Origin of the sequence: Sphingomonas mangrovi (assembly GCF_047975845.1) — a bacterium.
Lineage (GTDB): Bacteria > Pseudomonadota > Alphaproteobacteria > Sphingomonadales > Sphingomonadaceae > Sphingomonas.
On sequence record NZ_JBIUCZ010000054.1, the window covers coordinates 1 to 12,517 of the forward strand.

Below are 12,517 nucleotides of genomic sequence, written 5' to 3' on the forward strand. Positions count from 1 at the left end.
CGGACGGCGTGCGTGGTCGTGGCGCTCCCGTGACGTAGCTGTCCCATACGGCTTCCTTCCATTCCAACGAAAGGATCGCACCATCAAACCGTGGGATCAAACATCTAGCGCGTGGTGGCGAGCGGAGCGCTGCGTCAGGGCGCTCCGCTCGCCGCCTCAGAACCGGTAGCCCAGCGTCGCCATCACGTTGCGCGGGGCGGTGCTGAAGCAGTCGCCGCGTGCGAGGCAGGAGGCGAAGGCGCGGTTGTCGAACAGGTTGGTGGCGTTGATCGTCAGCCGCCAGCGATCGTGCTCGATCTCGGCCAGCGCGTCGACCATCGTCCGGTCGGGCGTCACGATCGTCCAGAGCGCGCTCGTCGACACCTGCTTGCCGGTGTAGCGCACGCCCGTCCCCAGCTTGAGCGAGCCGAGGCTGCCGTAGAAGGTCTTGGTCGCCCAGGCGGAGGCGACGTGCTTGGCGATGTATCCGGTCGCCGCGGTGTCGCCGCTGACGTCGTTGTAGCCATAGGCGACCGAGAAGTCGTAGTTGTCCGGCAGGGTGCGGACCGCCTCGAACTCGAAGCCTTCGGTGGTGAGTTCCCCCGACTGGGTGATCAGGTTAGCCGGACCGTAGAGGACGCGGTTGCGCTCCTTGATGCGGAAGGCGGTGGCGGTGAGCAGCGTCGCGCGATCGGCCTGCCACTTGAACCCGGCCTCGTACTGGGTGCCGGTCTGCGGCTTGAAGGTCGTTCCCGCGCTGGTGCTGCCGGAGATCGGCAGGAAACTCTCGGTGTAGCTGAAGAAGGGCGAGATGCCCGCGCCCAGCTCACCGATGATGCCGGCGCGGAAGGTGGTCGCCTTGTCGGTCGATCGCGCGACGTCGCCGGTGGTGGTGTTGAGGCTGGCGTTGCGGACGCGGTCGCGCCGCGCGCCGAGCACCACCGAGACGCGGTCCCACAGCCGGATCTGATCCTGGACGTAGACGCCGAGCTGCTTCTGCGTGTCGCGGCCGAACGGGGCGACGACCTCCGGCAGCTCGATCGCGTCGTAATCGATGTCGTAGACGTCGATCACCTGGCCGCCGTAGTTGTCGCTCTTGCGGACGCGGTTCCAGCTGTAGTCGAGGCCGGCGAGCAGCGTGTGCTCGATCGCGGCGCCGGTGTTGAAACGTACCTGGACGTTGTTGTCGGTCGAGAAGACGTTGAGCCGCGCGACCGACGCGCTCGAGGTCAGGCCGATCAGCCGGCCGTTGCTGCCCGGTCGATATGGATCCTGGGGATTGCTGTAGCTGTCGGTATAGTGGCTGAAATAGTCGAGGTCGCTGTCGATGTAGCGCGCTTTGAGGCTCAGCTTGACGGCGTCGCTGAAGCGGTGCTCGACGAACCCGCCGCCCTGGAGCAGCCGCCCGCTGTAGCGGTCCTCGCCCGGCTTGCCGACGAACAGGTAGCGCGGCAGCCGCGGGTTGCCCGGGTTCTCGCGCAGCGTGCCGACGATCGGCAGGAAGTTCGACGTCGAGCCGCTGTCGTCCTCCTGATACAGGCCGAGCAGCGTCACGTCGGTGTCCTGCGTCGGGCGCCAGGTCACCGACGGTGCGATCATCACGCGATCGTCGGGAACGTGGTCGACATAGGTGTTCGCGTCGCGCACGCGGGCCGCGACGCGCGCGGCGAGCGTGTCGCCGAGCACGCCGTTCAGATCGGCGCGCACTTCCTTGCGGTCGTAGCTGCCATAGGTCAGCGCGACCTCGCCCGCGTTCTCGAACACCGGCGTCTTGGTCACCAGATTGACGATGCCGCCGATCGATCCCTGACCGAACAGCACCGACGCGGGGCCGCGCACGACCTCGACGCGCGAGAAGTTGTACGGATCGGAGGTGATGCTGGCGTAGTAGCTGAAGATGTCGCGCATGCCGTCGCGGAACTGCAGCGCATCGACCCCGCGGATGGTGAAGCCGTCGACGCGGGTGTCGCGGCCATAGGCGTCGGCGTTGACGCCCGCGGCATAGCGTACCGTGTCGGAGATGTTGATCGCACCCTGCGCCAGATAGACTTCGTCCGGGATGACGGTCAGCGGCTGCGGCACCTGGATCAGCGGCGTGTCGGTCTTGGTCGCGGAGACGCCCTGGTCGCGGCGGCCGGTGACGAGGACGTCGCGGTCGTCGTCCTCGGCTTGCGGCGCGGCGCGTTCGGTCTCGACGCCCTGCTCGGCCACCTCCTGCGCGAACGCCTGGGTCGAAACCAGCGCCGCCAATGCCACGCCTGCCAGATGGACGATCTTCACTACCACACCCCCCTTGAATGAGCGCGGCCCCGATAGTGCTATTGCGTGTGACTCGCAATGACTTTTCTGAAGGGAGTGGCGGCTGCTCAGGCGGGGTCGGTCTGCGGGGCAAGGGGTTAGCGGCGCGACGGCCCGCAGGCCGACGCGCGACGGAATGAGACCTCGACGTTCGTCAGGAGGACGGGCGGAACTGGCGGATGTGTTCGGTCCGCCGCTGCTCCATGCGGCGGGTTCGGAAGGGCGTCCCCGCCCGCGCTACTGCGCGAGCGCGGCGCTGGCGCGGGCCTTGCCTTCGTCGCGGACGGCGCGGGCGCGGGCCTCGGCCTGTTCCTCGACCAGCTTGGCCTCGCGCTCGCGCGCCTCGGCGCGAACCTGGAGGCGCTGCGCGTCGTAGCCGCCGCCCTGGCCGGCCTGCTGGCGCAGCTGCTGTGCCTCGGCCTTCATTCCCGCGGCGACGTTGCCGGCCTCGGCCTCGATCGCGTCGGCCTGCGCGTCGGCGGCGTCGCGCAGCTGGTCGGCCTGGCGCTCCTGCGGCGTCTGCGGGCCGCAGGCGCTCACCACCAGTGCCGCCGCGACGATCCACCCTGTCCGCATCTTCATCCCCTCTTTTGTCTCGATGGATGCAATTCCCCGCGGGCCGGAAGGTTGCGTCGCGCTGGCCGCCGCCATGCGCTACAGCGGCGCCACCGATGCTCGCGCGCCTGTCCCTCACCGATTTCCGCAACCATGCCGACGCCGTCCTCGCGCCCGGCGCGGGGTTCGTCGTGCTGTCCGGCGACAATGGCGCGGGCAAGACGAACGTGCTGGAGGCGGTGTCGCTGCTTGCCCCCGGCCGCGGGCTGCGGCGTGCGGCGCTGTCGGAGATGGCGCGGCAGGGCGGCAGCGGCGGCTTCGGCGTGGCGGCGACGCTGGTCGACGGCACCGCACTCGGTACCGGCACGCGCCAGGACGCGCCCGAGCGGCGGCTGGTGCGCGTCAACGGCGCGGCTGCGCCCGCCGCGGCGCTGGCCGAATGGCTGACCGTGCTGTGGCTGACCCCGGCGATGGACCGGCTGTTCGTCGAGCCCGCGGGCGAGCGGCGGCGCTTCCTCGACCGGCTGGCGCTGGCGCTGGCGCCCGGTCATGCCCGCCACGCCAGCCGCTACGAGGCGGCGATGCGCGAGCGCAACAAGCTGCTCGCCGACGATCGGCCGGCGGACCCGGAATGGCTGGCGGCGCTGGAGGCGCGCATGGCCGAGCATGGCGCGGCGATCGACGCGACCCGCCGCGCGACGGTGGCGGCGCTGGGCGAGCGCATCGCCGCGAACCCGGCCGGCGCCTTTCCGCGCGCCGGGCTCGCGGTGGAGGGCTGGGGCGGCGAGGCGGAGCGGCTGCGCGCCGAGCTCGCCGGCGGCCGTGCCCGCGACGCCGCCGCGGGGCGCGCGCTCGCCGGACCCCACCGCTCCGACCTGGCGGTGGTGCATCTGGAGAAGGGGCAGGCGGCGCACCGCTGCTCAACCGGCGAGCAGAAGGCGCTGCTGCTCGGGCTGGTGCTCGCCCATGCCGCGCTGGTGGCGGAGCGGGTCGGGCGCGCGCCGCTGCTGCTGCTCGACGAGGTGGCGGCGCATCTCGATCCCGGCCGGCGCGCGGCGCTGTTCGATCGGCTGGCAGGCGGCGGGCAGGTATGGCTGACCGGGACCGAGCCGGGATTGTTCGACGCGATCGGGGCGGACGCCACCCGCTACCACGTCGCCGAGGGGCGGGTGATTCCGGCGTAACCTTGACTTTTGGCAAGGTCGCGCGCATCTGCCGCCGCGCAGCGACGCTTCAAACAAGCAGCGTGATCCGGCCTTGCGGCCGAGGCTCGCGTCGCGCTCACCGGCTTCCCAAGTCACGCGGGTCGCATTTTTGCCCCGCCTTCCCGTGCGTGCCGCCTGGCCGCGCGTGCCGGCTACACACAGGTTTTCCATGTCCTTCCAGTCCCTTGGACTTTCCAAGCCGCTTCTCGATGCGCTCGCCGAGAAGAACTACACCGAACCCACGCCGATCCAGCGCGACGCGATCCCGATCGTGCTCGAACAGCGCGACCTGCTCGGCATTGCCCAGACCGGCACCGGTAAGACCGCGGCCTTCGTGCTGCCCTCGCTCGACCTGCTGGTGAAGGCGAACGTCCGCCGCAAGCCGATGCGCTGCCGCATGCTGGTGCTGGCGCCGACGCGCGAACTGGCGAGCCAGATCGCCGACAACGCGCGTACCTATGCCAAATACACCAAGCTGAATGTCGCAACCGTGTTCGGCGGCGTGCCCGTCAACCGCAACATCCGCGACGTCGCGTCGGGCGTCGACATCCTGGTGGCGACGCCGGGCCGGCTGCTCGACCTGGTCGACCAGAAGTGCCTGGCGCTCAACGAGCTCGAGATCCTCGTGCTCGACGAGGCCGACCAGATGCTCGACCTGGGCTTCATCCACGCGCTGCGCCGCATCGTGTCGATGGTGCCGAAGGATCGCCAGACTTTGTTCTTCTCGGCGACCATGCCCAAGGACATCCGCGACCTCGCCGACAAGTATCTGACCCACCCGGCCGAGGTGAAGGTGGCGCCGGTCTCCTCCACCGCCGAGCGCGTCGAGCAGTATGTCACCTTCGTGCAGCAGCAGGAGAAGCAGGCGCTGCTCACGCTGTTCTTCCGCAACAACAAGATCGACCGCTCGCTGGTGTTCACCCGCACCAAGCACGGCGCCGACCGCGTCGTGAAGCTGCTGGGCGCCAACGGCATCGCGTCCAACGCGATCCACGGCAACAAGTCGCAGCCGCAGCGTGAGCGTGCGCTCGGCGAGTTCCGCTCGGGCAAGGTGCCGATCCTGGTCGCGACCGACATCGCCGCACGCGGCATCGACGTGTCGGGCGTGAGCCATGTCGTGAACTTCGAGCTGCCGAACGTGGCGGAGCAGTATGTCCACCGCATCGGCCGCACCGCGCGCGCGGGCAACGACGGCATCGCCTTCGCCTTCTGCGCCGAGGACGAGCGTCCGTATCTGCGCCAGATCGAGAAGCTGACCCGTCAGAAGATCGAGGTGGTGCCGCTGCCGGAGAACTTCCTGGCCGAGGCGGCGAACATCAAGGCGACGCGCGCGCCCCACGCACCCGACCGCCCCGAGCGTCCGCGCAGCGAGCGCCAGCCGCCGCGTCCGCGTGCGACCCACAACGCGAAGCCGGCAGGCGCCGGTCGCGGCCCGGTTGGCAACCCGAGCCGTGGCGGCCAGGGCAAGCCGGCGGGCGAGCGTCCCGCAGGCGAGCGCCCGGCCGGTGCCCGTCCGGGCGGCCCGCGCCGCGGCGGTCGCGGACGGCGTCCGGGTGGCGGCGGTGGCCAGGGCGCGGCGCGCTGAGGCTACCCGAAGCTCAAACCAACCCCGTTTGTCTCGAGTAGGGATCGAGCTTGTCGAGAGCCCGTATCGAGAGAGCCGCAACCACCGGTCTCTCGATACGCCGTCTCGACAAGCTCGACGGCTACTCGAGACGAACGGATTTGGGAGCGGGCCGTCTAATTTGCGCGTTTGGCACCGAAGCGCCGCCGCTTCGTTGATCCGCTGATGCGGCACCGCCTCCATACTCCGATCGCAGCGGCACGCTGATGCCCGTCTGGCTCGAAGCCGGCCTGTGGGGCCTGCTCGGCGGATCGGCGCTGCTGATCGGCGCGGCGATCGCCTGGGTCGCGCGGCTGCCGCAGCGATTGGTCGCCGCGGTGATGGCGATCGGATCGGGCGTGCTGATCTCGGCCGTCGCCTTCGACCTGATGGACGAGGCCTTCGCGCGGGGCGGGCTGGACTCCACCGCGGCGGGCTTCGTCGGCGGGGCGGCGCTCTATACCGCCGGCAACGTCTGGCTGGCGCGCCGCGGCGCCCGGCACCGCAAGCGCTCCGGCCTGGAGAGTGCGGAGAAGCAGCCGCATGCCAGCGAAGGCGGCGGCACCGCCATCGCGATGGGCGCGCTGCTCGACGGCATTCCCGAATCGATCGTGATCGGCATCAGCCTGATCGGCGGGGCGGGGGTGAGCACCACCGTGGTCGCCGCGGTGTTCCTGTCCAACATCCCCGAAGGCCTGTCGTCCGCGGCGGGGATGAAGAAGGCCGGGCGCTCCGCCGGCTACGTGTTCGGCGTCTGGGCGGCGATCGCGCTGGCGAGCGGCATCGCCGCGCTGCTCGGCAACCTGCTGCTCGCCGGCGCCGGCGAGGAGGTGGTGGCGCTGATCACCGCGGTCGCGGCGGGCGGCATCCTGGCGATGCTGGTCGACACGATGATCCCCGAGGCGACCGAGAACACCCACGAATATTCGGGGCTGATCGCAGTCGCCGGCTTTCTGGCGGCCTTTTGGCTCAGCAAGGCGGGCTGAGAGCGGCGAAACGCCCGCATTTTGCTTCCGTTTCGAGGGCCAAAACCCTATATCCTCGGCATGGCAGAAGCTTCGAAGAAGAACGAGTACGGCGCCGAATCCATCAAGGTGCTGAAGGGCCTGGATGCGGTGCGCAAGCGTCCGGGCATGTACATCGGCGATACCGACGACGGCTCGGGCCTCCACCACATGGTGTTCGAGGTCAGCGACAACGCGATCGACGAAGCGCTTGCCGGCCATTGCGACCGCGTGCTCATCACCCTCAACCCCGACGGCTCGGTGTCGGTCGAGGACAACGGCCGCGGCATCCCGACCGGCATCCACCCCGAAGAGGGCGTGTCGGCGGCCGAGGTCATCATGACCCAGCTGCACGCGGGCGGGAAGTTCGAGAACACGTCGGACGACAATGCCTACAAGGTGTCGGGCGGCCTCCACGGCGTCGGCGTGTCGGTGGTGAACGCGCTCTCCGAATATCTCGACCTAACCGTCTGGCGCGACGGCGAGGAGCATTACATGCGCTTCCGCCACGGCGATGCCGAGGCGCCGCTGAAGGTCGTCGGCAAGGCCGAAGGCAAGCGCGGTACCCGCGTCACCTTCCTGCCCTCGACCGAAAAGGCGAAGGGCGACGGCGGCACGTTCAAGAACCACATCGAATTCGACTTCGAGAAGCTCGAGCACCGCTATCGCGAGCTGGCGTTCCTCAACTCGGGCGTGCGGCTGGTGCTGGTCGATGCACGGCGCGAGGACCCGCGCGAGGTGGAGCTGTTCTACGAGGGCGGCATCGCCGCGTTCGTGAAGTGGCTCGATCGCAACAAGCAGCCGCTGATGCCCGATCCGATCGCGATCACCGGCCAGCGCGACGATGTCGGCATCGACGTCGCGCTGGAGTGGAACGACAGCTATTACGAGAACGTCCTCGCCTTCACCAACAACATCCCGCAGCGCGACGGCGGCACCCATATCGCCGCGTTCCGCGCTGCGCTGACGCGCACCCTCAACGGCTATGCCGACAAGTCGGGCATGCTGAAGAAGGAGAAGGTGACGCTCACCGGCGACGACATGCGCGAGGGGCTCACCGCGATCGTCTCGGTCAAGCTGCCCGACCCCAAGTTCAGCTCGCAGACCAAGGACAAGCTGGTCAGCTCCGAGGTGCGCCAGCCGCTCGAGGCGCTGATGGCCGACAAGCTGTCGGAATGGCTGGAGGAAAATCCGCAGGGCGCGCGCGCGATCATCCAGAAGGTGATCGACGCCGCCGCCGCGCGTGAGGCGGCGAAGAAGGCGCGCGAGCTCACCCGGCGCAAGGGAGTGATGGACATCGCCTCGCTGCCCGGCAAGCTCGCCGACTGCCAGGAGCGCGATCCCGCCAAGTCCGAGCTGTTCCTGGTGGAGGGCGATTCCGCCGGCGGCTCCGCCAAGCAGGGCCGCGACCGCCATTTCCAGGCGATCCTGCCGTTGCGCGGCAAGATCCTGAACGTCGAGCGCGCGCGCTTCGACCGGATGCTGTCGAGCCGCGAGATCGGCACGCTGATCCAGGCGATGGGCACCGGCATCGGCCGCGACGACTTCAACCTCGACAAGCTGCGCTACCACAAGGTCGTCATCATGACGGACGCGGACGTCGACGGCGCGCATATCCGCACGCTGCTGCTGACCTTCTTCTACCGCCAGATGCCGCAGATCATCGAGGCGGGGCATCTCTATATCGCCCAGCCGCCGCTCTATAAGGCGACGCGCGGCCGGTCCGAGGTGTATCTGAAGGACGACGCCGCGCTCGATTCCTACCTGGTCGACGCCGGCGTCGCCGCGCAGGTGCTGGAGACGCCGGCGGGGGCGCGCAGCGGCACCGATCTCAAGACGCTGGTCGACCATGCCCGCCGCATGCGCACGCTGATGCGCTACGTGCCGCGCCGCTATGCGCCCGAGATCGTCGAGGTGCTGGCGCTGTCCGGCACGCTCGATCCCGAGGCGTCGCGCGCCGACCGCGAGACGCGGCTCGCCGATGCGGTCCAGCGGCTCGACAGCACCGACGGCGACGCGCGCTGGAGCGCGTCGATCTCCGAGGAAGGCGCGCTGCACTTCCGCCGCGTGTGGCGCGGGGTGACCGACCATCATGTGATCGAGGCCGCGTTCCTGACCTCGGCCGAGGGGCGCAAGCTCCACGCGCTCACCGCCGAGGAGGCGGAGAGCTATGCCGCCACCGCCAAGCTGGTGCCGGCGCGTGGCGCCCAGGCGAGCGACGCGGACAATCCCGTCGCCGACCTGGAGGAGAGCGAGGCGACGCCGGTCACCGCCGCCAAGGGCGAGGTGCTGATCGCACGGCCGAGCCAGCTGCTCGACGCGATCCTGGCGGCGGGGCGCAAGGGCCTGTCGATCCAGCGCTACAAGGGGCTGGGCGAGATGAACGCGGAGCAGCTGTGGGAAACCACGCTCGACCCGCAGAACCGCTCGATGCTGCGCGTGGCGATCGAGCAGGCCGACGTCGCGGACGAGATCTTCACCCGCCTGATGGGCGATGTGGTCGAGCCGCGCCGCGAGTTCATCCAGGAGAACGCGCTGAGCGTCGCCAACCTGGACGTCTAAGAGGTCGGTCGCGCTGCGACCGGCCTTGCCCTTCTTCGTCATCTCGACGGAAGTCGGCATCCATTCGCGCTCCGCTCGCGCTTCCTGCCGCTGCGGCAATGGATCCTGACTTTCGTCAGGATGACGGGGAAGGCCGTGTTAGCGGTACTTTTCGTGCGCTAGCACCCCGTCGGGCGCACGTTTCGACCACGGGCGGTTGACCTCGGCGGCATTGCGCCGCAGCAAAGGGGCATGGCCAGCCTCCCCTCGATCGCCAACGATCCCGACATCCGCTTCCTCGGTCGCCTGCTGGGCGACGTCATCCGCGCCTATGGTGGCGAGGAACTGTTCAAGCGCATCGAATATATCCGCGCGACCTCGGTCGACCGCCACCGCGGTGTCGCCGGTGCCGCCGCGATCGATCCCGGCCTCGATCGGCTGACGCTCGACGAGACCATCGCCTTCGTCCGCGGCTTCATGCTGTTCTCGATGCTCGCCAACCTGGCCGAGGACCGCCAGGGCGTCGCTGCCGAGCAGGGCGCCGACGTCGCCCATGCGCTCGAACGCCTCGCCGGGCACGGCATCGGCCGTGACGCGGTGCTCGCGCTGCTCGACGATGCGCTGGTGATGCCGGTGCTCACCGCCCACCCGACCGAGGTGCGGCGCAAGAGCATGATCGATCACCGCAACCGCATCGCCGAGCTGATGGCGCTGCGCGACCGTGGCATCGAGGAGACCGCCGACGGCGACCGCGTGGAGGAGGCGATCCTCCGCCAGATCGCGCTCCTGTGGCAGACCCGCGTGCTGCGCCGCGAGAAGCTGTACGTCGCCGACGAAGTCGACAACGCGCTCAGCTATCTGCGCGACGTGTTCCTGCCGACACTGCCGGCGCTCTACGCCCGCTGGGAGCGCGTGCTCGGCGCGCGCCCGGCGTCGTTCCTGCGCCCGGGCAGCTGGATCGGCGGCGACCGCGACGGCAACCCCTATGTCACCGCCGAGTCGCTCAAGCTGGCGCTGGCGCGCTCGGCCGAGGCGGTGCTCGGCTATTACCTCGAGGCGGTGCATGCGCTCGGCGCCGAGCTGTCGATCTCGACCGAGCACGCCAGCGTCGACGCGCCGGTCGAGGCGCTGGCCGAGGCGAGCGGCGACACCGCCGCCAGCCGCGCCGACGAGCCCTATCGCCGCGCGCTGTCGGGCATCTACGCGCGGCTTTCCGCCACCTATCAGGCACTGACCGGCAAGGCGCCGCCGCGGCCCGCCGCGCTGCCCGGCGAACGCTATGCCGATCCGGCGGCGTTCCGCGACGAACTGGCGGCGATCGCCCACGCGCTCACCATCGGCGGCAACGGCCCGCTCGCGACCGGCGGCGCGCTCGGCCGGCTGATCCGCGCGGTCGAGACCTTCGGTTTCCACCTCGCCACGCTCGACCTGCGCCAGAACAGCGCCGTGCACGAGCGGGTGGTGGCCGAACTGCTCAAGGCCGGCGGGGTCGAGGACGACTATGCCGCGCTCGACGAGGATGCGCGCGTCGCGCTGCTGCGCCGTGAGTTGGCGAGCCCGCGGCCGCTGACGTCGCCCTATTTCGGCTATTCGGAGGAGACCGCGTCGGAAGTGGCGATCCTCCACGCCGCCGCCGACGCGCACGCCAAATACGGCCGCGCGTGCATCCGCCACTACATCGTGTCGATGGCGGAGTCGGTGTCCGACCTGCTCGAGGTCAACCTGCTGCTCAAGGAAGCGGGGCTCTACGTGCCGGGCGAGCCGCCGGAAGCGCACATCATGGCGATCCCGCTGTTCGAGACGATCGGCGATCTGCAGGCGGCACCCGACATCATGCGTGCCTGGTTCGCCCTGCCCGAGGTGGCGGCGGTCGCCTGTGCCCGCGGCCATCAGGAAGTGATGATCGGCTATTCCGACAGCAACAAGGACGGTGGCTATCTGACCTCGACCTGGCAGCTCAGCCGCGGCTCGACCGCGCTGCAGCCGGTGTTCGAGGAGGCGGGCGTCGGCATGCAGCTGTTCCACGGCCGCGGCGGCGCGGTGGGGCGCGGCGGGGGCTCCTCCTTCGCGGCGATCCAGGCGCAGCCGCCCGGCACCGTGCAGGGGCGCATCCGCATCACCGAACAGGGCGAGGTGATCGCCGCGAAATACGGCACGCGGGCGAGCGCCACCACCAACCTGGAGGCGATGGCCTCCGCGACGCTGCTCGCGAGCCTGGAGCCCGAGCGGCTCGCCCACGCCGATTACGAGCGCTTCGCCGCGGCGATGGACACGCTGTCCGACACCGCGTTCCACGCCTATCGCGACCTGGTCTACGGCACCGAGGGCTTCCGCACCTTCTTTCGCCAGATGACGCCGATCGGCGAGATCGCCGGCCTCAAGATCGGCTCGCGCCCGGCGAGCCGCAAGAAATCGGACGCGATCGAGGATCTGCGCGCGATTCCCTGGGTGTTCAGCTGGGCGCAGGCGCGCGTGATGCTGCCGGGCTGGTACGGCGTCGGCCAGGCGATCGCGGCGTTCGAAGACAAGGGACTGCTGCGCGAGATGGCGAGCGGCTGGCCGCTGTTCGCCGCCACGCTCGCCAACATGGATATGGTGCTCGCCAAGTCCGACATGGCGATCGCCGAACGCTATGCCGGGCTGGTCGAGGACCGGGCGATGGGCGATGCGATCTTCGGCCGCATCCGCGACGGCTGGCAGGCGACGCACGACGGGCTGCTGACCGTCACCCGCCAGACGCGGCTGCTGGAGAAGCATCCGCAGCTGGAGACGTCGATCCGGTTGCGGCTGCCGTACATCGAGCCGCTCAACCTGCTCCAGATCGAGCTGCTGAAGCGGCATCGCGCGGGCGAGGAGGATGCGCGCATCGGCGAGGGGATCCTGCTGTCGATCAACGCGATCGCGACGGCGCTGCGCAACAGCGGGTGAGGGAAGCCGTCATCCTGACGGAAGTCAGGATCCATTGCCGCACCGGCTGGAGGCGCGAGCGGAGCGCGAATGGATGCTGACTTTCGTCAGCATGACGGGGAGGGTGGGGCTGCGTTCGCGACCCTCACCACCTCACCTCACCCCCACCTCCGTTCGCTTCGAGCTTGTCGAGAAGCCCTCACGAGCGGTTCGCCAGCGCTTCTCGACAGGCTCGAAGCAGGGCGCCTGCCGCCGTGCTCCCGCGCAGGCGGGAGCACAGGGTCTCTGAACGCAGCGCTTGTGGCCCTGGGCTCCTGCCTGCGTGTAGTGTTTCGCGAGGTTGGCTTTGCGGCAATGGTGGAGGTTGGCGGGACAGAGATGGTGTAGAACGGGGCATGGTCTGGCTGAGGAGTCGGCGATGCTGA

7 protein-coding genes are annotated in these 12,517 nt (G+C 69.7%); 5 read left to right on the top strand and 2 right to left on the bottom strand.

The window, feature by feature from the left end; genetic code table 11:
* Positions 1-156: 156 nt before the first annotated feature.
* Together ACBY01_RS16630 and ACBY01_RS16635 are read right to left on the bottom strand one after the other, a co-directional pair.
* The gene (locus tag ACBY01_RS16630) at positions 157-2,259 is read right to left on the bottom strand and encodes a TonB-dependent siderophore receptor (RefSeq protein WP_416462102.1); all 2,103 of its coding nucleotides are present in this window, start codon (positions 2,257-2,259) and stop codon (positions 157-159) included.
* A 255-nt stretch (positions 2,260-2,514) separates the two neighbouring features.
* Positions 2,515-2,853, bottom strand: coding sequence for a hypothetical protein (locus tag ACBY01_RS16635; RefSeq protein ID WP_416462103.1), 339 nt, complete (start codon positions 2,851-2,853; stop codon positions 2,515-2,517).
* Positions 2,854-2,948: 95 nt separating this feature from the next.
* Here ACBY01_RS16635 and recF point away from each other — a divergent pair, with 95 nt between their 5' ends.
* The 5 genes from recF (at position 2,949) to ppc (ending at position 12,113) form a co-directional block, all read left to right on the top strand.
* On the top strand, positions 2,949-4,016 hold the full coding sequence (gene recF / locus ACBY01_RS16640) for a DNA replication/repair protein RecF (RefSeq protein WP_416462104.1): 1,068 nt from the start codon (positions 2,949-2,951) through the stop codon (positions 4,014-4,016).
* Positions 4,017-4,206: 190 nt separating this feature from the next.
* Positions 4,207-5,622, top strand: a complete 1,416-nt coding sequence (locus ACBY01_RS16645) for a DEAD/DEAH box helicase (RefSeq protein ID WP_416462105.1) — start codon at positions 4,207-4,209, stop codon at positions 5,620-5,622.
* Between the two features lie 245 nt (positions 5,623-5,867).
* Positions 5,868-6,626 carry a ZIP family metal transporter gene (locus ACBY01_RS16650; RefSeq protein WP_416462106.1) on the top strand — a complete coding sequence of 253 codons (759 nt, stop codon included), beginning with the start codon at positions 5,868-5,870 and terminating at the stop codon, positions 6,624-6,626.
* A gap of 60 nt (positions 6,627-6,686) precedes the next feature.
* The gene (gene gyrB, locus ACBY01_RS16655; protein WP_416462107.1) at positions 6,687-9,206 is read left to right on the top strand and encodes a DNA topoisomerase (ATP-hydrolyzing) subunit B; all 2,520 of its coding nucleotides are present in this window, start codon (positions 6,687-6,689) and stop codon (positions 9,204-9,206) included.
* 231 nt (positions 9,207-9,437) lie between these two features.
* Positions 9,438-12,113, top strand: coding sequence for a phosphoenolpyruvate carboxylase (gene ppc / locus ACBY01_RS16660; RefSeq protein WP_416462108.1), 2,676 nt, complete (start codon positions 9,438-9,440; stop codon positions 12,111-12,113).
* Positions 12,114-12,517: the final 404 nt, after the last annotated feature.

What these genes read in the sequence shown, in the direction of transcription:
- ACBY01_RS16635 (WP_416462103.1), bottom strand. Translation starts at nt 2,853, where the DNA reads ATGCGGACAGGGTGGATCGTCGCGGCGGCACTGGTGGTGAGCGCCTGC.
- recF (WP_416462104.1), top strand. Translation starts at nt 2,949, where the DNA reads ATGCTCGCGCGCCTGTCCCTCACCGATTTCCGCAACCATGCCGACGCC.
- ACBY01_RS16645 (WP_416462105.1), top strand. Translation starts at nt 4,207, where the DNA reads ATGTCCTTCCAGTCCCTTGGACTTTCCAAGCCGCTTCTCGATGCGCTC.
- ACBY01_RS16650 (WP_416462106.1), top strand. Translation starts at nt 5,868, where the DNA reads ATGCCCGTCTGGCTCGAAGCCGGCCTGTGGGGCCTGCTCGGCGGATCG.
- gyrB (WP_416462107.1), top strand. Translation starts at nt 6,687, where the DNA reads ATGGCAGAAGCTTCGAAGAAGAACGAGTACGGCGCCGAATCCATCAAG.
- ppc (WP_416462108.1), top strand. Translation starts at nt 9,438, where the DNA reads ATGGCCAGCCTCCCCTCGATCGCCAACGATCCCGACATCCGCTTCCTC.